The sequence below is a fragment of the Shewanella electrica genome (genome assembly GCF_022321485.1).
Lineage (GTDB): Bacteria > Pseudomonadota > Gammaproteobacteria > Enterobacterales > Shewanellaceae > Shewanella > Shewanella electrica.
This window is the reverse complement of the sequence record NZ_JAKOGG010000007.1, coordinates 22,525-44,646: the sequence shown is the minus strand read 5'-3', so window position 1 is coordinate 44,646 and position 22,122 is coordinate 22,525. Positions and strand designations below refer to the sequence as shown.

19 protein-coding genes and 1 pseudogene are annotated in these 22,122 nt (G+C 53.3%); 6 read left to right on the top strand and 14 right to left on the bottom strand.

Features of this window, described 5'->3' with window-relative positions:
• Positions 1–50: 50 nt before the first annotated feature.
• From cobU to L9G74_RS11735, 6 genes are all read right to left on the bottom strand, one after another.
• Entirely contained in the window at positions 51–587 is a 537-nt protein-coding gene (gene cobU, locus L9G74_RS11760) for a bifunctional adenosylcobinamide kinase/adenosylcobinamide-phosphate guanylyltransferase (protein WP_238896598.1), read from the bottom strand.
• The gene (locus L9G74_RS11755; protein WP_238896597.1) at positions 584–1,369 is read right to left on the bottom strand and encodes an adenosylcobinamide-GDP ribazoletransferase; all 786 of its coding nucleotides are present in this window, start codon (positions 1,367–1,369) and stop codon (positions 584–586) included. The genes cobU and L9G74_RS11755 overlap by 4 nt, the downstream gene beginning before the upstream one ends.
• Complete coding sequence (gene cobT / locus L9G74_RS11750; RefSeq protein ID WP_238896596.1) at positions 1,369–2,436, bottom strand: nicotinate-nucleotide--dimethylbenzimidazole phosphoribosyltransferase; 1,068 nt, start codon at positions 2,434–2,436, stop codon at positions 1,369–1,371. Before cobT ends, L9G74_RS11755 begins: the two co-directional genes overlap by 1 nt.
• A 26-nt stretch (positions 2,437–2,462) precedes the next feature.
• On the bottom strand, positions 2,463–3,494 hold the full coding sequence (locus L9G74_RS11745) for a FecCD family ABC transporter permease (protein ID WP_238896595.1): 1,032 nt from the start codon (positions 3,492–3,494) through the stop codon (positions 2,463–2,465).
• A complete protein-coding gene (locus L9G74_RS11740; RefSeq protein ID WP_238896594.1) occupies positions 3,481–4,296 on the bottom strand; it encodes an ABC transporter ATP-binding protein in 816 nt (271 codons plus the stop codon). Before L9G74_RS11740 ends, L9G74_RS11745 begins: the two co-directional genes overlap by 14 nt.
• A 109-nt stretch (positions 4,297–4,405) precedes the next feature.
• Positions 4,406–5,068: a histidine phosphatase family protein gene (locus tag L9G74_RS11735; RefSeq protein ID WP_238896593.1), complete on the bottom strand. Its 663-nt coding sequence runs from the start codon at positions 5,066–5,068 to the stop codon at positions 4,406–4,408.
• Positions 5,069–5,345: 277 nt separating this feature from the next.
• Here L9G74_RS11735 and metH point away from each other — a divergent pair, with 277 nt between their 5' ends.
• The 3 genes and pseudogenes from metH (at position 5,346) to rimK (ending at position 10,745) form a co-directional block, all read left to right on the top strand.
• Positions 5,346–9,068, top strand: a complete 3,723-nt coding sequence (metH, locus tag L9G74_RS11730; RefSeq protein ID WP_238896592.1) for a methionine synthase — start codon at positions 5,346–5,348, stop codon at positions 9,066–9,068.
• A 285-nt stretch (positions 9,069–9,353) separates the two neighbouring features.
• A pseudogene (locus L9G74_RS11725) lies at positions 9,354–9,713 on the top strand (ATP-dependent zinc protease family protein); the annotation flags it as partial.
• A gap of 135 nt (positions 9,714–9,848) precedes the next feature.
• Positions 9,849–10,745, top strand: coding sequence for a 30S ribosomal protein S6--L-glutamate ligase (gene rimK, locus L9G74_RS11720; protein ID WP_238896686.1), 897 nt, complete (start codon positions 9,849–9,851; stop codon positions 10,743–10,745).
• Between the two features lie 90 nt (positions 10,746–10,835).
• Here the strand turns inward: rimK and L9G74_RS11715 are convergent, their stop codons facing one another.
• Positions 10,836–11,279: a hypothetical protein gene (locus tag L9G74_RS11715; protein WP_238896591.1), complete on the bottom strand. Its 444-nt coding sequence runs from the start codon at positions 11,277–11,279 to the stop codon at positions 10,836–10,838.
• Between the two features lie 390 nt (positions 11,280–11,669).
• Complete coding sequence (locus L9G74_RS11710; RefSeq protein WP_238896590.1) at positions 11,670–12,536, bottom strand: DJ-1/PfpI family protein; 867 nt, start codon at positions 12,534–12,536, stop codon at positions 11,670–11,672.
• Between the two features lie 20 nt (positions 12,537–12,556).
• Between L9G74_RS11710 and L9G74_RS11705 the strand changes: the two genes are divergently transcribed.
• Both L9G74_RS11705 and L9G74_RS11700 read left to right on the top strand, forming a co-directional pair.
• On the top strand, positions 12,557–12,748 hold the full coding sequence (locus L9G74_RS11705) for a hypothetical protein (RefSeq protein ID WP_238896589.1): 192 nt from the start codon (positions 12,557–12,559) through the stop codon (positions 12,746–12,748).
• A gap of 32 nt (positions 12,749–12,780) precedes the next feature.
• Positions 12,781–13,719, top strand: coding sequence for a GlxA family transcriptional regulator (locus L9G74_RS11700; RefSeq protein WP_238896588.1), 939 nt, complete (start codon positions 12,781–12,783; stop codon positions 13,717–13,719).
• A gap of 24 nt (positions 13,720–13,743) precedes the next feature.
• On the opposite strand, the gene L9G74_RS11695 is transcribed toward L9G74_RS11700, so the two are convergent.
• The 3 genes from L9G74_RS11695 to L9G74_RS11685 are packed head-to-tail and all read right to left on the bottom strand — an operon-like array spanning position 13,744 to position 17,997.
• Positions 13,744–15,279 (bottom strand): DHA2 family efflux MFS transporter permease subunit, encoded by a 1,536-nt coding sequence (locus L9G74_RS11695; RefSeq protein ID WP_238896587.1) that lies wholly within the window; start codon positions 15,277–15,279, stop codon positions 13,744–13,746.
• A 5-nt stretch (positions 15,280–15,284) separates the two neighbouring features.
• Positions 15,285–16,535 (bottom strand): HlyD family secretion protein, encoded by a 1,251-nt coding sequence (locus L9G74_RS11690; protein ID WP_275297380.1) that lies wholly within the window; start codon positions 16,533–16,535, stop codon positions 15,285–15,287.
• A 16-nt stretch (positions 16,536–16,551) separates the two neighbouring features.
• Positions 16,552–17,997 carry an efflux transporter outer membrane subunit gene (locus L9G74_RS11685; RefSeq protein WP_326521516.1) on the bottom strand — a complete coding sequence of 482 codons (1,446 nt, stop codon included), beginning with the start codon at positions 17,995–17,997 and terminating at the stop codon, positions 16,552–16,554.
• Positions 17,998–18,097: 100 nt separating this feature from the next.
• Here L9G74_RS11685 and L9G74_RS11680 point away from each other — a divergent pair, with 100 nt between their 5' ends.
• Entirely contained in the window at positions 18,098–18,697 is a 600-nt protein-coding gene (locus L9G74_RS11680) for a TetR/AcrR family transcriptional regulator (protein WP_238896586.1), read from the top strand.
• A 51-nt stretch (positions 18,698–18,748) separates the two neighbouring features.
• Here the strand turns inward: L9G74_RS11680 and L9G74_RS11675 are convergent, their stop codons facing one another.
• Genes L9G74_RS11675 through astA form a run of 3 tightly spaced genes read right to left on the bottom strand, consistent with a single transcriptional unit; the run spans position 18,749 to position 22,106 of the window.
• Entirely contained in the window at positions 18,749–19,555 is an 807-nt protein-coding gene (locus L9G74_RS11675; protein ID WP_238896585.1) for a DUF1338 domain-containing protein, read from the bottom strand.
• Between the two features lie 56 nt (positions 19,556–19,611).
• Entirely contained in the window at positions 19,612–21,072 is a 1,461-nt protein-coding gene (gene astD / locus L9G74_RS11670; RefSeq protein ID WP_238896584.1) for a succinylglutamate-semialdehyde dehydrogenase, read from the bottom strand.
• A gap of 8 nt (positions 21,073–21,080) precedes the next feature.
• Entirely contained in the window at positions 21,081–22,106 is a 1,026-nt protein-coding gene (astA, locus tag L9G74_RS11665) for an arginine N-succinyltransferase (protein WP_238896583.1), read from the bottom strand.
• Positions 22,107–22,122 lie beyond the last annotated feature (16 nt).

The following is a 22,122-nucleotide window of genomic DNA, read 5'->3' as shown; positions in this document are numbered from 1 at the left end:
TAATGGTCGTTGGCGGCATGTGTGCTACACAATAGCAAATTTACGCGCGCTCAGCCTTTAAGATTCAACGGCAAACCGGCCACAACTAACGTGACTTTAGCGGCGATGGTCGCCAACTGCTGATTGAGCCAACCCGCCTCATCGACAAAACGGCGGCTTAGTTCACCTAGCGGCACAATGCCGGAGCCGACTTCGTTGCTCACCAGCACTAAGTCACCTTCAAATTGCTGCACCGCTTGGCACAGGGCTTGACGACACTGCGCCATGTCGGCGTCAGCCAATAGTTGATTGGTCAGCCACAACGTGAGGCAATCGACTAATACCACGTGATTGCGACCGGAGAGTACGGTTAAGGTTTCGGCTAATGCCAGCGGGGATTCAATCAATTGCCAGTCGATGCTGCTGTTATCGCGCTGTTGGCGGTGATGGCCGATACGCTGGCGCATCTCATCATCTTCAGCGGTAGCTGTTGCAATGTAGATAGCCGACGCCGAGTTTGCCGAGCGTTGTTGTAAAACTGCCGCGACTTGCTGCTCGGCAAAGCGACTTTTACCGCTACGGGCACCACCGAGCACCAGTTGCATCATGCGCCGTTGGTCCGCCCAACCAGCAACAACATGTAGATAGCCAACTCACTCACCTGCTGCGCCGCGCCCAAGGTATCACCGGTGTAACCACCAATTTGGCGACGGAAGCAGAAGCACAGCATGGTGCGGATGATGAAACCACAGATGATAAAAGTCAGCATGGCGGTAGGTGAAATCAGCAGCACTAACAGCATGCCAGAGATAACCAGAATCAGCAGATCGTGAAAACTTTGCTGATTGGCTAACGGCTTGCTTTTGCCTTCATCACGCACATAGGTTTCGGTGTAGATCAGGCTGGCAGCAATCACGCGGCTAAGCGTATGTGCCAACACTAAGGCGCCCAAAGCCGAGACCGGATCGTACAACGCCAACTCAGTGAGCAAACAGAATTTGAGCAGCAGTACCAGCACTAGCGCAATCGCGCCATAACTGCCGATACGGCTGTCTTTCATGATGCTGAGCTTGTCAGCAACACTCCAACCACCACCAAAGCCATCGGCGGTGTCGGCAAGGCCATCTTCATGAAAACCGCCGGTGAGGATGACGCTGGTAAACATCGCCATCACAATTGCCACCGACATCGGCATCACCAACGACACCAACCACATCACCAGCGCGGCGATAGCACCCACCAAGGTGCCGACCACGCCAAAATAGCGGCTGGCATGATTTAGGCTGTCACTGTCGACATTGATCTGCGACGGCACTGGAATACGAGTAAAAAAACCGATAGCTATTAGCAATAGCCGAAATTGTTCCAGCAAGACAGCCCGATTGGCCATTAAGCAGCTCCAGAATTCACCACAGGTTCAACCACAGAAGTCACGCCAGCTTCAGCAAAACTCGCCATGTCATTATAAAATGCCACAGCAGCTTGCAGTAGCGGCAGAGCTAAGGCTGCGCCAGTACCTTCACCCAAGCGCAAACCAAGACGTAGCATAGGCCGAGCGTTCAAACGCAGCAATAGGCGTCGATGACCATTTTCATCAGATTCATGCGAAAAGATCAGATAATCGCGCACGGCTGGTGCTAATTCCACCGCCGCCAATGCCGCAACCGATGCAATAAAGCCATCCACCAGCACGGGCACGCCAAATTCAGCTGCGGCCAAGATGGTGCCGGTCATCTGCACGATCTCAAAACCACCAAGACAGGCCAGAATTTGAATGGGGTTAGTCAGGTGAGAATAGTGCTCCAGCAACGCTTGTTCGATGATGATACGTTTGCGTTTCAATGCCACGATATCAATACCAGTGCCTTTACCAGTACATTCGGCCACCGGAATACCGGTCAGTGCGGCCATGACGGCGGCGGCGGCGGTGGTGTTACCTATGCCCATTTCACCGATTGCCAACAGATTGCAGCCGTTGTTGACATGGCGTTGCACTAATTCACGCGCAAAAGCAAAACCTTGATGCACAGTGTTGATGCTCATCGCCGCCTCTTTGTGCATGGCTTTAGTGCCATTGCCCAGACGTTGATTGATGATACGCGGGTCGTCCAACTGCGTTTTCATACCACAATCAATCACTTCTAGCGCCATGTTATTTTGGCGACAGAAAACATTGATCGCGGCTCCACCGTTGATGAAGTTTTGCACCATCTGCGCGGTAATTTCACTACCACCGATAGACACGCCGTAGTCAGCCACACCGTGGTCACCAGCAAATACCAACATGGTTGGCTTGTTGAGCGCCAGCTTGTCGGAGGCTTTGGTTAACTGAATACGCGCCAGTTGCAACGCCAGCGTTTCAAGTTCGCCCAACGCACCTAACGGCTTAGTTTTATGATCAATACGCGAGTGGATCTCACTATCAAGCGTGTGATTCACTGGAGATACTGTGTACATTTCGATTCCATCCTGATTTCATTTATTTATTGCCCGCGCTTACGCAACACGAACAAGAAAAACACACTGCCGAGCGCCGAGGTAATCACCCCCACTGGCAGTTCCTGCGTTGGTAGTGCGCTTCTAGCGAGCACATCCACCCACACCATAAACAGTCCGCCTACCAGTGCCGTCAGCATAATTGACTGACGTTGCGGCACCAGTAACCGCACCACATGGGGCACCATCAGCCCCACAAAACCAATCCCACCACAATGAGCCACCAAAGTAGCGGTGATCAGCGAGCACAACAGCAACATCAGCAGCCGCAGTTTCACTACCCTGACCCCCAGAGTGTGTGCGGTCTCATCGCCGCCCTGCATCGCTAACAGTTGCCGCTTTTGCCCTATCACTAGCGCAAGCGCTATTGCAACAATTCCCATCGGTAACCACAGTTCAGCCCATTTGGCTTGAGCAAAACTGCCCATGGTCCAAAACAACAACGACTGCGCCGCCAACGGGCTAGAAAAATACAACAACAAGCTGGTTAACGCGCCAAACATAAAGGACACAGCCACGCCAGATAACAACATGCGCTCAACTTGCGTCGTCACCCTTTGTCCCGACAAACTCAGCACCAACAGCACAGATAAACACGCGCCTAAAAACGCGCCTGTCGGCAAAGATAACCCGGCCACCACGCTGGTACCGGCTAAGGTCACTACCAGCACCGCACCAAAAGAAGCGCCGGAGCTAATACCAAACAGGTACGGATCGGCGAGCGGATTACGGGTCACGCTCTGCAGTACAAAACCGCTCAGCGCCAGCCCTGCCCCCGCGGTAAACGCTAATAACACGCGCGGTAAGCGCAGTTCCCAAATGATCCGTGCATTAATGCTACTGCTCTGCTCCGCATCGACAAGGTGATGCCACAACAGTTGCGCCACATCGAATACGCCAATCTGCGCCGCGCCAAAACTGCTTGCCAGCAATGGCGTAACTAGCAGCAACAGCAGCAATCCGCTCCAGCCCACACTACGCCATAACACTGTTCTGGCTTGATTATCACGGCGCATCATTGGCGATCTCTCCCCGATGTTCCGCAGCGGTATAACCATAGTAATAATGGATCAGCGGTTTGCCGTGCTGCGGGTGCTTAGCCACTTGGCAGCACACGCCAAACACTTGCGAAATTCTGGCTTCGGTCAGCACCTCGTCAGCCGAACCAGCGGCGACACAGCGTCCGTCGGCTAATAGCAGCAATTCGTCACACAATGCTGACGCTAAGTTTAAGTCGTGAATCGAAGTGACAACCGTTATTCCCAAACTACGCACTAGCTCAAGAATTTGAATTTGATAACGGATATCCAGATGGTTCGTCGGCTCATCTAAAATCAACAAAGAGGGTCGCTGCACTATCGCTCGGGCGATTAACGCTCGCTGTTTTTCACCGCCAGAAAGGTGACTAAAAGAGGCATCCGCTTTATCGGCCAAACCAACTTGGCATAACGCTGATTGAATAGCGTCATTATCCTCCTTGTTATTGCCTTGGAAAAGGCCTTTGTAAGGGGTCAGACCGGTGGCCACAATTTGCTGCACAGTGCTGTGCATTTCGGTTGGTGTGTCCTGTAGGACGACCGCGACCATTTGCGCAAAGGTTTTATGGTCTATGCTTTTGATTTCTTTATTATTAAGTAGGATTTTTCCGCTATCTGGTTGCACATAGCGGTAGAGGCAGCGTAACAAACTGGACTTACCAGCGCCGTTGGGGCCGATTAAGCCCAGCATTTTGCCCGGTTGCAGTAAGAAACTGACATCGTTGAGGATCTGTTTGCCATCAGCATGCCAGCTCAGTTGTTCAGCCCTGAGTACAGGGTTCATGCGCGTCCTCCGCCTTATTGACCCATTCAAAAACGGCTAAGGCTACCAGTTTTGGCTAAAGAGTCACTGATAAGCAATAAAAATGGCTAATTATTTGATCGGCAATGACTTAGAAAGTCCAATGCAGGCGGCTGCTGCACTGCCATTCGCCGTCGATCTCGTTGGCGAAGACGCTGATTTTCATGATCGAACCGTACGGCAGATCAAACGCGGTAAATAAGCCAGCGGCAGGAAGGGTATCAGGGCACAGCACTTCATTCATCAGCGAGCGGATCACGCCGCCGTGCGTCACCAGTAGCGCGGTGTCTTTGTCGGATTTAAGCATGCGTTGATGCAAACTATGCCAGCCAGCAACCACACGTTGGTGAAACTCACGGACCGGTTCGCCCCCGGGCGGGGTAATATCGAGTGGATCTTGCCAGAACGCCATCAGCTCTTCGCCGTGACACGCTTCCAGCTCCGCAAACGGCAAACCATCCCATTCGCCAAAATTGAGTTCCGCCAGCCAAGGTGCAATTTGCAGCGGCATCTCAAAAAACTCGCCCATATCATCGGCGATGCCTTGGGCAAACTTAGTGCAACGACGTAACGGCGAACTGAGCAACGTCAAGCGCGCACCATCGATGTCATCGGAGATGGAGCGCCACGCTTCCCACATCTGCTCAAGACCCGCAGGGCTAAGCGGCACATCGGTACGGCCACGCAGCAACTCACCACCTTCACAGTGGCCATGGCGCATCAGATAAATGGTCAGTTTACGGGTTCGTGTCATCTCGATTCCTAAGCTCAAACTTGAATCACACTCATGCCTACTTTGCACGGGGCTAGGGCTTCTTCTAGACGAGTTAGAGCGACTAATTTCACCTTGCCGCAGTTACCACGAATCCGTATCATGGACGTCTATACGTTTATATGTCCAAAACTACCCTGTTTTAACGTCTGCAGCCATACTTATGCAGTCACTCATTGGCGATAGCCTATAGTGTGATCTGGATCATACAACAATTGCAGACATTTGTGTTCATGGCATGAAGAAAAGGTTTTTAACGATGGCAACTTGCAAAACCCCATCATCGCCGGTTCGACAACAGCTCGAATCTGCACTTTCACAGCGCATTCTGATTATTGATGGCGCCATGGGCACGATGATCCAAGCATACAAGCTGGAAGAGGAAGATTACCGCGGCGAACGCTTCCAAGACTGGCATTGTGATGTCAAAGGTAACAATGACTTACTTGTGTTAACTCAACCTGACATCATCAAAACTATTCACCGCCAATACCTTGAAGCGGGGGCAGATATTGTCGAAACCAACAGCTTCAACGCCACCACGGTAGCGATGGCTGATTACGACATGCAGGAACTGGTGACTGAGATTAACTTCGAAGCCGCCAAACTCGCCCGCCAAGCCGCCGATGAAGTGGCGGCAGCGACTGGTATTCCGCGTTATGTGGCGGGTGTACTTGGTCCGACCAACCGCACCTGCTCTATCAGCCCAGACGTGAATGACCCAGGTTTCCGTAATATCCACTTTGATCAGTTAGTAACTGCTTACATGCAAGCCACTGAAGCGCTGATCAACGGCGGCGCCGATATCATTATGGTGGAAACCATCTTTGATACGCTCAACGCCAAAGCGGCGCTGTTCGCCATCGATCAAGTGTTTGAAAAGCTGGGCCAACAACTGCCAGTGATGATCTCTGGCACCATTACCGATGCCTCGGGCCGCACCCTGACTGGTCAAACCACTGAAGCCTTCTATAACTCGCTGCGCCACATCAAACCGATTTCTTTCGGTTTGAACTGCGCCTTGGGGCCAAAAGAGCTGCGCCCGTATGTGGAAGAATTGGCGCGTATCAGCGAGACCTTTGTGTCGGCGCACCCCAACGCTGGCCTGCCGAACGAGTTTGGTGGCTACGATGAAACGCCAGAAGAGATGGCCGAGGTTATCGGCCAGTGGGCCAAAGAAGGCCTGCTCAACTTGGTTGGCGGCTGCTGCGGCACCACGCCAGCGCATATTAAAGCGATTCGTGAAGCAGTAGAGCAGCATCCACCGCGCGCACTGCCAGATATTCCGGTTGCCAGCCGCTTATCCGGTTTGGAACCACTCACTATCGACAGTAACTCGCTGTTTATTAACGTTGGCGAACGTACCAACGTGACCGGCTCGGCGCGCTTTTTGCGCCTCATCAAAGAAGGCGATTATGAAACCGCGCTCGATGTCGCCCGCGAGCAGGTAGAAAGCGGCGCGCAGATCATCGACATCAACATGGATGAAGGCATGCTCGATGGCGTGGAAGTGATGACACGCTTCCTCTATCTGGTCGCCTCTGAGCCCGATATCTGTAAAGTGCCGATCATGATCGACTCGTCCAAATGGGAAGTGATTGAAGCTGGCCTCAAATGTATTCAAGGCAAAGGCATTGTTAACTCGATTTCGCTCAAAGAGGGCGAAGCCAAGTTTATCGAGCAAGCCACTTTAGTTAAACGCTACGGCGCAGCAGCAATCATCATGGCGTTTGATGAAACCGGCCAAGCCGATACCCGCGCGCGTAAAACCGAGATCTGTACTCGCGCCTATCGCATTCTGGTCGATCAAGTCGGCTTCCCGCCGGAAGACATCATCTTCGACCCGAACATTTTTGCGGTGGCTACCGGTATCGACGAGCACGATAACTACGCGGTCGATTTCATCGAAGCCATCAAAGATATTAAAGCGACATTGCCGCACGCGATGATCTCTGGCGGCGTGTCGAACGTGTCGTTCTCGTTCCGTGGCAACAATCCAGTGCGTGAAGCGATCCACGCGGTGTTCCTCTATCACGCCATTAAAGCGGGAATGGACATGGGCATTGTTAACGCCGGTCAGTTGGCGATTTACGATGACATCGACCCGCCATTAAAAGAGCGCGTAGAAGCGGTGGTGCTCAACCTGCCCTGCCCGGTCGCGGATTCCAGCAACACTGAACAGCTATTGGAGATTGCCGAAAACTATCGCGGCAATGGCGCCGGCGCAGCCAAACCAGAAGAACAAGAGTGGCGTCACTGGCCGGTGAACAAACGCCTCGAACACGCGCTGGTCAAAGGCATTACCGAATTTATCGACGAAGACACCGAAGAAGCACGCTTGGCCGCCACCCGGCCGCTGGATGTGATTGAAGGGCCGTTGATGGATGGCATGAACGTGGTCGGCGATCTGTTCGGCGAAGGCAAGATGTTCCTGCCGCAAGTGGTGAAATCCGCCCGCGTGATGAAAAAAGCGGTGGCCTACCTCAACCCGTTCATTGAAGCGGAAAAAATCGAAGGCCAAAGCAACGGTAAAGTGCTGATGGTGACCGTGAAAGGTGACGTGCACGATATCGGCAAAAACATCGTCGGCGTAGTGCTGGCTTGTAACGGCTATGAGGTGATCGATCTTGGCGTGATGGTGCCAGTAGAAAAGATCGTCGAAACCGCCCGCAAAGAAAAAGTCGACATCATCGGCATGTCGGGGCTGATTACCCCAAGCCTTGATGAGATGGTGCACAACGTCAAAACCTTTGAGCGTGAAGGCCTGACCATTCCAGCGATTATCGGCGGCGCCACGTGCTCGAAAATCCATACTGCCGTGAAGATCGCTCCGCATTATCCACACGGCGCGATCTACATTGCCGACGCATCGCGCGCAGTGCCGATGGTGAGCAAGCTCATTAACGACGACACGCGCCAAGCGACTATTGATGCGACATACGAAGAATATGCGGTGATGCGTGAAAAACGCCTGTCGCAAACCAAGCGTAAACAGATCGCCAGCCTTGAAGCGGCGCGGGAAAACCGCGTAACTCAAGATTGGGCAGCAAATCCACCGATCAAACCGAAGCAGCTCGGCATTCAAGTGTTTGATGATTATCCGCTGACAGACTTAGTTGATCGTATCGACTGGACGCCGTTCTTCCGCGCGTGGGAACTGCACGGCCATTATCCTGAGATTTTGGAAGATAAGATTGTTGGTGAAGAAGCGCAGAAAGTATTCGCCGACGGCAAAGCGATGCTGCAAAAAATCATCGACGAAAAATGGCTCACCGCCAAAGCGGTGATTGGCTTGTTCCCTGCCAACAGCGTCAACTTTGATGATATCGAACTGTACACCGATGACAGCCGCAGCGAGGTGTTGATGACCACCCACCATCTGCGGATGCAGATTGAACGGGTCGGCAACCACAACTTCTGTTTGTCAGACTTTGTTGCGCCAAAAGAAACCGGCGTGGCCGATTACATGGGCGGCTTTGCAGTGACCGCAGGCCACGGCATTGATGCCCATCTTGAACGTTTTGAAGCGGCGCACGATGACTACAGCTCCATCATGCTCAAGTGTTTGGCGGATCGTTTGGCAGAAGCATTTGCTGAGCGGATGCACGAACGAGTGCGTAAAGAGTTTTGGGGTTATGCCGCCGATGAGAACTTGGATAACGAAGCGCTGATCCGCGAGAAATACAAAGGTATTCGCCCTGCACCTGGCTACCCTGCTTGCCCCGATCACACCGAGAAAGGCCTGCTGTGGGATTTGCTGAAACCGAATGAATGTATCGATCTCAACATCACCGAAAGCTTTGCCATGTATCCGACTGCTGCGGTATCTGGCTGGTACTTTGCTCATCCACAATCGCGCTACTTTGGTGTGACTAACATTGGCCGCGATCAGGTAGAAGATTACGCGCGCCGAAAAGGCATGAGCATTGTTGAAACTGAGAAATGGCTCGCGCCGGTGCTGGATTACGATCCGGAGCAATAAGCAGGTTACTGATGCAAAGGCGCCGCTTGGCGCCTTGTTTATTTTTCCATAACCGATTAACTCGGCTAGGGGCAGCAAGCACGTCACCAGCAGCAGTGTTAGTGGCTGCTTGCTGGACATTCGGCGTGCGAATGTGTCGAATAGATTAAATTTTGAAGTCAGCCCACTAAAATCGCTTTGCCAATGTCAGCTTTTCGGCTATAAAGCTCGCCAATTTGCTGACGTCGGCAACCAGCCAAACGTCCAGCTAAGATTCCACCTTACTTTTCTGAGCACAATCCCAACATGAAACACAGCAACGAGCCGAAAATTGTTATCGGCAGCGATGAGTGGTGCGCGTTTCCAACGCTGAATATCCCGGCCATTAAGGCGCGGGTCGATTCTGGCGCAAAAACCTCGTCACTTCATGCCATCAATATTCAGCCTTTCTCACGCAACGGCGAGCCTTGGGTGACATTTGAAGTCCACCCATTGCAAGACAACCGTAAAGTGATGGTGCACTGCGAAGCGCAAGTGATCGACCAACGCATCATCAAAAGCTCTAGCGGTGACCGTGAAAAACGCTTGGTGATCCGTGTGCCGTTGGTGCTGGGTGAACTGAGTTGGGATGTCGAAGTTACCCTAACCAACCGCGATAGCATGGGCTATCGCATGTTGCTCGGCCGCGAAGCGATGCACGGCCGCACGTTGGTCGATCCTGCCGGTCAATGTTTGCTGGGCGAACAACCCGCGACCTCATTGGCAACCTTATATAAGGCACCAGAGATCCGCCCGACCGGATTGAAGATCGGCTTGTTAGCGAGCAACCCAAACTTGTACAGCAACCGCCGCATTATTGAAGCAGCGGAAAGTCGCGGCCATGAAATCCAGTTTTTCAACATTAAAAACTGCTACATGAAGTTGGACGCCACTAAGCCAGAAATCCACTATCGCGGCGGTTTAGTGCTGAACGATCTGGACGCAGTGATCCCGCGTATTCGTCCGAGCATGACCTTTTATGCTTGTACCCTGCTGCGTCAGTTTGAATCATTAGGCATCTACTGTTTAAACAGCTCGGTCGCCATTGCGCAATCGCGCGATAAACTGCGGGCGCTGCAACTGCTGCTGGATAACGGCCTCGATATTCCCACCACCGGTTTTGCTAATTCACCGCTGGATACTGGCGATTTGATCAACATGGTTGGCGGCGCACCGCTGATCATCAAGTTGCTGGAAGGCACCCAAGGTAAAGGCGTGGTGTTGGCAGAAACACGTAAGGCGGCGGAGAGCGTGATCAACGCCTTCAAGAGCCTCAACGCCAACATTCTGGTGCAGGAATTTATTAAAGAATCGAGCGGCAAAGATCTGCGCTGCTTTGTGGTCGATGGCAAAGTGGTAGCGTCGATCCAACGCGTGGCGGCGCCGGGCGAGTTTCGTGCCAACATCCACCAAGGTGGCCGCGCTGAGCTGATTAAGATCACGCCTGAAGAACGCCGTATCGCCATTAAGGCCGCCAAAGCGATGGAGCTAAAAGTGGCTGGGGTGGATTTGATCCGCTCCAACAAAGGGCCGTTGCTGCTGGAAGTGAACTCGTCACCGGGTCTGGAAGGCATTGAAACCGCCACCAACGCCGATATCGCGGCGCGGATGATTATGGCGATTGAGAAACAAGTAGCGGTAAAAAAAACTGCTAACTGAGTGCGCTAGGCGTCTTCATCATTGAGTACAAGCAGTATTGAAAGAGATGCCACCTGTCGGTGGCATTTTTATTTGTGAAACAAAGTGTTATCACGCCCGCGTTAACGGCTTCTGCTCTAAATGCGCCGCCAGTAACACCATAAATCGAAACAACGATTTGAGCTTCAGGTCGTAGTCTTGTTCGCTGTCCGCCTGCACCAATTTGCTGAGCGCATTCATCTTGGCGTAGGCATTTTTCACCATGTAGTGGCTGTCTTTGCCGAGGTATTTGTTGAACTCGACAAACTCGCCAATGGTGGCTTGAGTGACAGTGCGCCGCTCCAATTCCAGCCCCTGCTCTAACGCTTTATCGAATGCTTTGCGCTCCAATCCTGCCACAATCTTACTGGCGGGCAGTTGGGCCTTAATCGCTTCTGCCAAAAACAGCAGATTACTTTGCACTTCAAACAGTAACGCTTGCTGCTTGTGCTGACGGTTTTGCCAACGGCCAAACTCCTTTTCCACAATGTCGTAAAGCTCTTTCCAAATACTCATGGCATTCCTTGCATTCCGCGCGCATCAGTGGCGCCGCATCAATCATTTGCAAGGGAAGGTGGGAACAAGTCTTCGCGACGCTCTGGATTGGTAAGCCATAGCAGTTCAAGGCAGCTAACTGCGGGCATGCTGGAGCATGGCAAAGTTGGCTAACGAAGAAATGCATGAGCTTACAAATCCCCGTAGGGCGTGGCCTACAGCTTCATCTGCTACGTTGCAGTTTTTGCAAAGGGCTCACCATTCACGGCAAACTGCGCCTTGCATCTGAAAGCTGTATGCTCACGCAGAGCACGCACGGGACTTATTCGCACCTTCCCTAATGCTAATAATGCCATGATTTTGTTTATGAAAGCAGCAACAAACACGCATTTAATATCGTTGCAGCGGTGCTCAAGGCAACTGAACATTTAAACGTTGAGCAAACTGCTGCAATAACTGCATTCGCTGTGGCTCCACCTTGTCGAGAAAGGCTTGATAGGCATCGCGTGAACGCTCAACCAACGCCACTGGTGCGGTATCCACCGAGCCGCCAGTAAATGGCGGTTTAGGGTCGTATTCCAACCCCAGTTGCCGCGCACGCGCCACATCTTCGCCGAGCAGCAGCGACAACAATACTAAGCCAAAATCGATACCAGAGGTCACGCCCGCACCAGTCACGCGGTTGCCATCGTGCACCACCCGTTGCTGCGTTGGCACGGCGCCAAAGTAACGCAATTTATCTAACCAGCCCCAATGGCTAGTGGCTTGATAGCCCTTGAGCAAGCCCGCCGCACCAAGAATGATCGCGCCGCTACACACGCTGGTCACCCAGGTCGCCTTAGCGCCCACTTGCGCCACCCACGCCAGTAATTCAGGCTGTTTGACAGCCTGTAGTGGGTTGGTACTGCCGGGGGCAAATAAAATATCGGTGTGGCTCACATCCGCAAACGTTGCTGTTGGCAGCACGCCCAACCGCTTGTTGCTATTACTCTCGGCATACACTGGCGCCAAACTGGCGGCGACAAAGTCCACATCGAAATTGTTGTTGGACAGGATCTCCATCGGTCCCACCAGATCGAGCAAGGTCATACCGTCATACACCAGAAACGCAATATGCGGTTTATTGGTTGAGCGCGGCACCTCGGCGAAGCGACTATGCACGGATGCAACAGGCAAGGATGCGACCGGCGCGTTAGCACTGGCAACGCTGGGCAGTAACACACTGCTAGAGGCAGCGGCGGTGGCTAAACATGACAGCGTAAATTGGCGGCGATTCATAACAAGTCTCCTCGAGATTAATGGCAGCTAGCTTACGACTGACACCACCAACGCGCCGCAATCAAGCAGCCAATGAGCGCAATAATCTAGCCATTCTTGCCAAAGTGTTACCGCCGTCGGCTGTGGTTGAGACAAGTGGCTTGCGCCATCCCATCAATCCTCGTAAAAAGAACATTCTCTCAACTGCTGCACATCTGCCTACGCCGCCATGAATCAACAAACAACGCCTAAACATAAGGTTGCTATGTTACTGCTGCCCGACTTCGTCAATTACGACGTCAGCTTAGTGCAACAAAGTTTCACCTCGGCCAAACATAACCGTGGCGAACCGGCATATCAGCTGAGTTATTGTGGCAAAGAGGAAAGTGTCCAGAGTGATGCGGTCGTCATTCAGCGGTTAGCGCCGCTGAGCCAATTGCTTGAGGCCGACACCATTGTGATTCCCGGCATTAACCATGCGATGACGTTTCACGATGCCGAGGTGATGGATTATTTACAGCGGGCGGCAGCGAGAGGTATCCGTATTGCTTCCATCTGTAGCGGCGCCTGGGTGCTGGCCGCTAGTGGCTTACTTAATGGTAAACGCGCCACCACCCACTGGCTGATGGCCGCCGAGTTAGCGCAGCGTTATCCGCAAATTCACGTAGAACCGAACGTGCTCTTTATCGATAACGGCCAGTTGCTCACCTCCGCCGGTTTATCTGCTGGGCTGGATTTGTGTCTGCATCTGGTGGAGCTAGATCTCGGCACCCGTGCGGCGCTAGCGCTTGCCGACTATTTAGTAATGCCGCAAGCGCGGATCGGCAGCCAAGTGCAACAGTTACAGCAACTGCCCGCCAGCGCAGAGCGCATGGCCGAACTGCAACTGTGGCTGACTGAGCAACTGCACAGCGCCATCACCTTGGAAATGATGGCCGAGCGTGTGTGTTTAAGCGTGCGCAGTTTAACCCGTCACGTGCAGCAGCAATTTGGTCTATCGCCACTGAGTTGGCTGCAACAACTGCGTATTCGCCGCGCTCAAGCCTTGTTAGAAAGCAGCAATATGTCGATCGAGCAAATAGCCAATAGCTGTGGTTATAGCAGCGCAGCGGGACTGCGCCATACCTTTCAACGCCATGTGGGTTGTAGCCCAAGTGCATGGCGGCATACTCACCAACCGCACGAAAAAAAGCTCCTCAATTGAGGAGCTAAAACTTGCAAATAGAAACTAATGACTGGCGCCGGGGTCGACCGCATGCAGCGGTTTGGGCGATAGCCAGATCGCAAACGCGCCGATAGCAAAAATGGCCGCTATCCACATAAAGATCTGGTTGGTGGCGATCATCGAACTTTGCTGCTGTAGCATCCAATTGAGCGAGTTGAGCGTTTGCTCGTGGGTCATGCCGCTTGCCTGCATCTGCTGCGCAGCCACACCCACGCGATCGGTTAACCCCGACAGCTCTGAATGCACATAGGTGGTTTCATTTTCCCAGGCGGTATTCACCATCGAAGTAGCAAACGCGCCTGACAGGGTCCGAATAAAGTTGAACAAACCCGCGGCGGAATCCATCTCGGCTGGTTTGACACACCCGAGCGCGATCGCCGTCAACGGCACAAAGAATAGCGGCATGCCAATCCCTTGGAAAAACATCGGCATACTGATCTGCCAGAAGGTCATATCCATGTTGTTGCTGGCGCGCAGCCAAGTCCACAAACCAAGCCACAACACCCCAAAGAACACGAATGGCCGCGGATCAAACTTGCTGACTGCGGCGGCAATCGCTGGCGCGATAAACACCGCAATAATCCCCATGGTGGCGGTGGCATAACCCGATTCAGTGGCGGTGTAGCCCATGTAGATCTGTAGCCACAGCGGCGTGATCACCGTGATGCCAAAAAAAGCGCCAAAGCCTAAGCTCAAGGTAAGCATACTGGCGGAAAAGCCACGATGGCGAAACACCCGCAAATCCACGATTGGATTGCGCTCGGTCAGCTCCCAAATCAAAAATGAGATAAAGCCAATCAGCGCCACAATCGCCAATACCGTAATGCGGGTTGAGGCGAACCAGTCGTGGTCTTTGCCTTCATCGAGCATGATCTGCAATGCCCCGACCCACACCACCAGCAGCAATAACCCCATTTTATCAATGGCGGCTTTGACCGCTTTGGTTTCAAAGCCACCGATGATTTTCCAGCAAGCTAAGCCAGCCAAAATGGCAAACGGCACTTTGAAGTAGAAGATGTACGGCCACGAAAACTGATCGCACAACACGCCGCCGAGGATCGGCCCCATGATCGGTGCTACCAAGGTGGTCATACTCCATATACCAATCGCCGCATGGCTTTTATCTTTGGGGAAGATACGGATCATCAACGTTTGCGACAGTGGCATCATCGGGCCGCCAGACAAGCCCAAAAATACTCGGCACGCCACCAACATGGTCATGCTGGTCGCCATGCCACACAAGGCAGAAAACACCCCAAACATGATGAGACAAGTGACGAACACCCGCACCGAACCAAAGCGGCGTGATAACCAGCCGGTTAGCGGCACAGAGATCGCCTCCGCGACCGCGTAGGAGGTGATCACATAGGTGCCTTGGCTGGTTGAGGTACCAAGGCTACCGGCAATATTCGCCACCGACACGTTGGCGATAGTGGTATCCAAAATCGCCAGAAAGTTCGCCATCGCCAAACACAGCACGCCACCAAATAGCGCCAACCCCGTGAGCGGTTGCGGCTCAGCTACATCGGTTGTAGTCATTGCGGCTAACCTTCAGTGTGAGTTTGGTTATCAGTAGCGGGGCGATTGGCCTGCTCAGTTTGTTGAGCCGCTTGCGGCGCCGCCTGACGGTCGGCCACGGCAGCAATGGCGTCTTTATTTAACGGCGCGCTGGTGTCGATAGTCACTTCCATCGACAAGCCCACATGCAGTGGATGTTTGCTCAACTCTTCTGCATCTAAGCCGATGCGCACGGGGAGACGTTGCACCACTTTAATCCAGTTACCGGTAGCGTTTTGCGCCGGAATCGCCGAGAACGCCGAACCCGTGCCGCCGGAAACGCCAGTGACCACACCGTGGTAAACAATGTCATCACCATATAAATCGGCGGTGATCTCCACTGGCTGACCCACCTGCAGTTTGCCTAATTCCACCTCTTTGAAGTTGGCATCCACATGCATATTTTGCACTGGCACGACCGCCATCAGTGGTTCCCCCACTTGCACACGACGGCCGACTTGCACACTGCGCTGCGCCACAATGCCGCTGACAGGCGCGTGAATGACGGTGCGTGCTAAGTCGATTTTCACTTGCTCAAAATTGGCCTTGGCTTGCAGCACTTCTGGGTTAGTTTCTACCGTAGTATCAATAATATGTACCGCGTTAGCCTTCTTGTTACCTATGCTAGATAAGCGGTTAGCTTTCGCTTGTGCCGCTGCCGCTTTGGCGACATTCAAGTTGGCTTGCGCTTGGGCAAAGGCGGTTTTGGCATTACTCATCTCTTCGCCAGAGACTGAACCGGATTGGATCAGATTCTCGCGGCGTGTCAGGTCGAGTTGCGCCCGCGCAAAATCCGCTTCGGCAATGGCTAACTGGGCTGCGGCACGCTGTTGTTCGGCTTCACTGGCCGCCACCATTGCGGCTAAGCCTTCATCACTGGCGATGTACGCCTGCACGCGGCGCTTCGCTAAGGCTAAGTTAGCCTTGGCGCGTTCAAAGGCTAACTTGGCGTCACTATCATCAATCACCACCAACACATCGCCTTGGTTAACCCATTGGGTATCAACCACCTTCACTTGGGCGACAATACCACCGACCGCGGGCGTTACCGCCGCCACTTCGGTAGCGGCGTAGGCGTTATCGGTTGAGATATAACGCGAGCCGATAAAAAACCAGTAAGCCACGGCGGCAATCACCGCCAATACGATCACCGCCAACAATACGGTGAAGCCCTTTTTGCGCGAGGTCTGCGCTTTGGCAGCATCAAACTGCTGTGCTAAATCCTGTTGCGAACTCATGAATCTATCCTGTGAATTAAGACTGCTGTGATTGATAACCGCCACCCAGCGCATGGATCAGCGCTAAGTCGAGCGAGAAGGCGCGCGATTGCAGATTGACCAGTGCCCGTTGACTGCCCAGCAAGCGGTCTTCTGCCGACAGCACTTCTAAGTAAGTGGCTAAACCGCCCTTGTAGCGATTGCTGGCAATTTGATGCGCCAGTGCAGCGGCATCGACGGCAGCTTGGGTTTGCGCGATCTGCGCATCCAGTGCTTGCGTGCTGGTGAGCACATCGGCCACCTCATTGAGGGCATTGCTGAGGGTTTGCTGATAACTGGCAGCGGCTTGGTCAAATCCGGCTTCGGCGGCGCTGAGTTGGCCTTCGAGTCGGCCGCCAGAAAATAGCGGTAAGTAGATTGCTGGGCCAATACTGCCCGCATCATTACCACTATCAAACAGGCTATTGAGACCAAAAGCCTGTACGCCGATAAACGCGGACAAACTCACATCGGGATAGAACTGCGCCTTGGCGACACCAATTTGGTAAGCGGCTGCTTCGGCGCGCCAACGCGCGGCGGTAACGTCGGGACGATGCGCTAGCAAGCCGACACCCGCGTGTTCCGGTAAACCAAACACTTGTTGCAGTTGGATATGAGGACGTTGAATGCTCAAGCCGCGATCGGGCCCAGCACCGAGCAGCGCCGCAAGCGCGTGTTGTTGCAGGCCGATCGACTCCTGCACCGCCAGCACTTCCGCTTTCGCACTGTTGGCTACTGCTTGTGCTTGGCTTACGGTGCCACGGTTTTCTAACCCGTTATCAAAGCGTTGCGTCAACAAATCCACGGTTTGTTGGCGCACATCGAGTGCCGCCGTCACGGTGTCTAAATTGGCATACAGCCTCGCCAGTTCGGCGTAGGCATTGGCAATCGCCGTGGTCAGCATCAAACGCGCTGCGGCTTGCTCCGCTTCAGCCGCCGCTAATTGTGAAGAGGCAGCAGCGACCGCACTTTTGTTTTTGCTCCAGAAATCGATGTCATAGCTAAAATTCAGCGTTAACGAACCGTAGTCATTCCAGTTACGCGGCGGGTTGTAGGCTTGATAACGATAGCTGACTTTAGACTCCGACACCGAGGCGGCCATGCCAACATCGGGCAACCGCGTTGCCCCAACCTGCTGCGCCAGAGCCTGTGCTTGCCGTACCCGCGCAGCGGCCATGTTAATGCTCGGCGCTTGTTGTAATGCAGTATCAATCAGCGCGTTTAATTGCGGGTCTTGATAACGTTGCCACCACGCGGCCGTTGGCCAGCTGATCGGCGTTTGCCCTGCAAATGTCGCGGCAAATGCAGGCGCATTATCGCTTTGCATCGCTTGCACTTGGCCATCGACATCATGCAAGGCACAGCCGTTTAACCCCATTGCCCCCAACACCGTAACCACGGCGAGTGCCAACATTGGCAACTTGGGCTCCATGCGATAGTTCACTTCGATCTCCATAATTAAACTGAACAGTACAGTTATATTCTTGACAGGGTTAGCAAGTCAAGCGAAACTCAAGCTCCATATGGGGTGAAGGGATGGGAATATGCGCGTTAAGACAGAAGAAAAACGTCAAGCAATCATAGAGATAGCCAAGGAAGCTTTTTTTAGCCAAGGATTTGAAAAAACCTCAATGTCCTATATTTCGCAGCAAGTGGGCGGCTCTAAAGCCACGCTGTATAACTATTTTTCCTCTAAAGATGAAATTTTTTACGCGGTGATGGAGTCTTCCGCCACCGAACAGATCGCCAATGCTTTTCATTCGCTCAGCAGCGCCAAAAGCGTGCGTGACAGCCTAGTGGCTTTTGGCATTAACTACCTAGATTCGATTCTCACACCAGAGATCATGGCGATCCAACGCATGGTGATGGCAGAAGCAGGCAAGAGTGATTTAGGTAAAAAGTTTTATGAAAAAGGCCCCAAACGCGGCTGGGATGATGTGTGCCGTTTTATGTCAGCTCGGATTGAAAGCAAAGAATTACGCCACGACATCGATGCATGGCACGCCACTATGCAACTCAAAGGCTTGCTCGAAGCCGAGTTGGTGATGCCCTACTCCTTGGGCGCGATCGCTAAACCTGCCGCTAAGCGTATTCGCGAGATCGTGGAAAGCGCCGTGGCAGCGTTTCTCGTCCTGAATCAGTAGCACCCACCATAAAAAACGCGCCAATGGGCGCGTTATTATGTCGCGAGAGCGTTAGCTCATCGGCTTGGCGTTAGTGCTCTCAAAAATCTTATCGGCTGACGCCTCAACAAAACCGCGATAGAGCGTGCCGTCCGCTTGCGGATAACGCAGCGCAAATTCATAAAAACAGCTCGGAATGGTATGGCCGCCATCACTAAACGCGACCGGAATTTGATCGGCCATGGTGGACGATTGCTCTAACATCACCGCTGGCGAGCCTTTGATCTCGCCACCGGCACTGTTAAGCACAATGCCCGCGTGTTTCAAGGTATCGTTCACCGCCACTATGGTTTCATAGCCATCAAGGTGATTGATTGACACAGTAAAGTGATTAGCGCGGTAACCAAATGCCGCTAACCATGCCGCGTACTCACTCTCAGCCAGCAGTTGCTCATAGGTGGCAAAGTCCAACTGCCAATGGCGGCCAGAATACAAAAACGCGTCATCCACCACATCGGCCGCAGTCACTTGCTCGACCAAGCCAGCCACGGTTTGCTGCAACCACGGGCTGAACTGCTCCACCAGCAACTCAGAGATAAACACTTTAGGTTGAGTCGGATCAGGATGCTCATAATGCTTCGCTTTGAGCTTTTTCTGTTTAAACTCGTAATCCCCCGCCGCCCGATACCCGAGCGCTTCAAAGTGAGCCGCCAATACTGGCAAGCCCACTTTCGGCAAGTTAAAGGTACGCAGCGCAATATGATCGTTGATGATCTCACCGTCTTTGGCCAACAGCTCATGCACTTTGGCGGCTGACGGGGTCATGCGCAGATAGTCTTGCCACATCGCGGTGAACAGTGAATCGATATTCTGATGCATAGCAACTCCTTGAAGATCCACCGCATCGGTACAGCTCAACGCCGATGCGCACAAAATTATAGGGTTAAACCTGGGCTCAACTGCGCTGGCAGACTCAAGCTGTCAGCCTCCATTGATGCCACCGGATAGGCGCAATAGTCGGCGGCGTAGAAGGCGCTTGGGCGATGGTTGCCTGAGTCGCCGATCCCACCAAATGGCGCCGAGCCTGCGGCACCAGTGATCTGCTTATTCCAGTTCACAATGCCAGCGCGGCTGCGGGCAAGGAAATAATCAAACTCGTCACGGCTGTCAGACAGCAACCCCGCGGATAAACCATAGCGAGTGTTGTTGGCAATGTTAATCGCTTCATCAAAGTCGCGATAACGGATCAGTTGCAGCAACGGGCCGAAGTATTCTTCATCGGGCAACTCAGCCACCGCCGTTACATCAATCAAACCGGGCGAGACTAAACCAGTGTCTGCTGCCAGTGAGGTCATGGTCACCAAACTGGTGCCCCCCAACTGTTGCAGTTGCGTTTGCGCCTTAAGCATCGCCTTGGCAGCGTTACTGGAAATCATCGCCCCCATAAACGGTTGCGGCTCAGCGTTCCACGGTGCGACGCGGATCTGAGTGATAGCCGTAATTAACTCGGCAATCAGCGCATCACCCCGTTCGCCTTGCGGCACCAATAAACGCCGCGCACAGGTGCAACGCTGACCGGCTGAGATGTACGCCGATTGGATTATTTCATGCACAGCTGCTTTGCTGTCGGCCACATCACGCACGATCAACGGATTGTTACCACCCATCTCCAGCGCCAAAATCTTGCCCGGACGCCCACCAAACTGTTGATGCAACATCTGCCCAGTGCGCGAGCTGCCGGTAAAGAATAAACCGTCGATGCGAGCATGCGATGCCAACGCTTTGCCGGTATCGACTTCCCCCTGCACTAAGTTAAGCACACCGGCGGGCAAACCCGCTTGTTGCCACAGCTTGAGCATCAACTCCGCCACTGCCGGGGTTTGCTCCGACGGTTTAAACACCACGGTATTACCTGCCAGTAACGCTGGCACAATGTGCCCATTAGGCAGATGGCCGGGGAAATTGTACGGGCCAAACACCGCCACCACGCCATGCGGTTTATGGCGCAATACCGCCCGTGCCGCGGGTAAATCGCTAGTGGTGGTGCCAGTGCGTTGTTGATAGGCCTTGGCAGACAGTGCCACTTTACCAATCATCGCCGCGGCTTCGGTGGCAGTTTCCCACAAGGGTTTACCGGTTTCTTCAGCAATCAAATTGGCTAACGCATCGCGATGCTGCTCTAACTGCGCTTTATAAGCTTCCACCAGCGCCAACCGTTTATCAAAGCCCAGCATAAACCAGTCAAATTGGGCACTCGCAGCAGCGCTGACGGCACTATCTACCTGCGCTGCGGTAGCAGCATTACCGTGCCAAATTTGCTCGCCATTGGCTGGGTTAAACGACGCCATTGCGGCGCCTTCACCTACTTGCCATGTTCCGTTAATCAGCTGTGTCATAAGAGGTCCTATATTGCGATTACGCGCAGTGGCTCGCCCGCTTTAAGCAGCAAAGCCTCTGCCAGTTCGGAAGAGATATTCACGCTGGTACTGTCGTCGGTAATATTGAGTTTAGCTAAGGTGGCGCGGAAGTCGGCCAGATGGGTGTTAGCCACAATGAAGCTGGTATCGCAGCTGTCAGCGGGGGCATCGACAATGTTGACCGTCAGCAAGCGGCTGTCTTTGACCGAGCGAATGTCCTCACGCGCACATTCGACCGTCGGGCCAGCATCAAAAATATCGATATAGTTGCGCCAACGAAATCCTTCGGCTTGCAACATGCTTAACGCCGGGCGGGTATTGGTATGCACCTCGCCGATCACGCGTTGTGCCGCTTCGGGCAACAAACACACATAAACGGTGCTGCGCGGCATCATCTCCGCCATAAAGGCCTTCTGGCCGAGACCAGAGAGATAATCCGCTTGCGAGAATTCGATGCCAAGAAAGTGCTGTTGTAGCCAGCCGTAAAATGGCGAATTACCGTGTTCATCGCTGATGCCGCGCATTTCGGCAATCACGGTTTCACCAAAACGTTCAGGGAATTGCGCCAACAGCATAAATCGAACGCGCGATAACAAACGGCCATTGAGGCCTTTACGGTAATTTTGCCGTAAAAACAGGGTGCACAGCTCGGCGGAGCCGGTATAGTCGTGGCATAAGGTCAGGGTTTCGACTTCGTTACGTACGCCGATCTGGCCCGAGTAATACACCTCGGTGCCGAGTCGATAATGATAAAACGCGTCGGTTTGACCAACGGCGGCTTCGATGCCGCAAGTACCAACCACTTCGCCAGTGTCGGTGTCTTCTAGCACCATCAAGTAACCTTCATTACTCGGCTGTTCGACCGTTTTGGCAAAAGAATCCACTGAGCGAGCAATCTTGCCCGCCAATAACTCATCGTTTACCGGTAATGAAGTGAAGCCATGGCCGGATTCAACGGCAATGGTATACAGCGCAGAGAAGTCGGATTGACGAATTGGCCTAATGACTAACATGGTTAATTCTCCCTAA

What these genes read in the sequence shown, in the direction of transcription:
- cobU (WP_238896598.1), bottom strand. Translation starts at nt 587, where the DNA reads ATGATGCAACTGGTGCTCGGTGGTGCCCGTAGCGGTAAAAGTCGCTTT.
- L9G74_RS11755 (WP_238896597.1), bottom strand. Translation starts at nt 1,369, where the DNA reads ATGGCCAATCGGGCTGTCTTGCTGGAACAATTTCGGCTATTGCTAATA.
- cobT (WP_238896596.1), bottom strand. Translation starts at nt 2,436, where the DNA reads ATGTACACAGTATCTCCAGTGAATCACACGCTTGATAGTGAGATCCAC.
- L9G74_RS11745 (WP_238896595.1), bottom strand. Translation starts at nt 3,494, where the DNA reads ATGATGCGCCGTGATAATCAAGCCAGAACAGTGTTATGGCGTAGTGTG.
- L9G74_RS11740 (WP_238896594.1), bottom strand. Translation starts at nt 4,296, where the DNA reads ATGAACCCTGTACTCAGGGCTGAACAACTGAGCTGGCATGCTGATGGC.
- L9G74_RS11735 (WP_238896593.1), bottom strand. Translation starts at nt 5,068, where the DNA reads ATGACACGAACCCGTAAACTGACCATTTATCTGATGCGCCATGGCCAC.
- metH (WP_238896592.1), top strand. Translation starts at nt 5,346, where the DNA reads ATGGCAACTTGCAAAACCCCATCATCGCCGGTTCGACAACAGCTCGAA.
- L9G74_RS11715 (WP_238896591.1), bottom strand. Translation starts at nt 11,279, where the DNA reads ATGAGTATTTGGAAAGAGCTTTACGACATTGTGGAAAAGGAGTTTGGC.
- L9G74_RS11710 (WP_238896590.1), bottom strand. Translation starts at nt 12,536, where the DNA reads ATGAATCGCCGCCAATTTACGCTGTCATGTTTAGCCACCGCCGCTGCC.
- L9G74_RS11705 (WP_238896589.1), top strand. Translation starts at nt 12,557, where the DNA reads ATGGCAGCTAGCTTACGACTGACACCACCAACGCGCCGCAATCAAGCA.
- L9G74_RS11700 (WP_238896588.1), top strand. Translation starts at nt 12,781, where the DNA reads ATGTTACTGCTGCCCGACTTCGTCAATTACGACGTCAGCTTAGTGCAA.
- L9G74_RS11695 (WP_238896587.1), bottom strand. Translation starts at nt 15,279, where the DNA reads ATGACTACAACCGATGTAGCTGAGCCGCAACCGCTCACGGGGTTGGCG.
- L9G74_RS11690 (WP_275297380.1), bottom strand. Translation starts at nt 16,535, where the DNA reads ATGAGTTCGCAACAGGATTTAGCACAGCAGTTTGATGCTGCCAAAGCG.
- L9G74_RS11680 (WP_238896586.1), top strand. Translation starts at nt 18,098, where the DNA reads ATGCGCGTTAAGACAGAAGAAAAACGTCAAGCAATCATAGAGATAGCC.
- L9G74_RS11675 (WP_238896585.1), bottom strand. Translation starts at nt 19,555, where the DNA reads ATGCATCAGAATATCGATTCACTGTTCACCGCGATGTGGCAAGACTAT.
- astD (WP_238896584.1), bottom strand. Translation starts at nt 21,072, where the DNA reads ATGACACAGCTGATTAACGGAACATGGCAAGTAGGTGAAGGCGCCGCA.
- astA (WP_238896583.1), bottom strand. Translation starts at nt 22,106, where the DNA reads ATGTTAGTCATTAGGCCAATTCGTCAATCCGACTTCTCTGCGCTGTAT.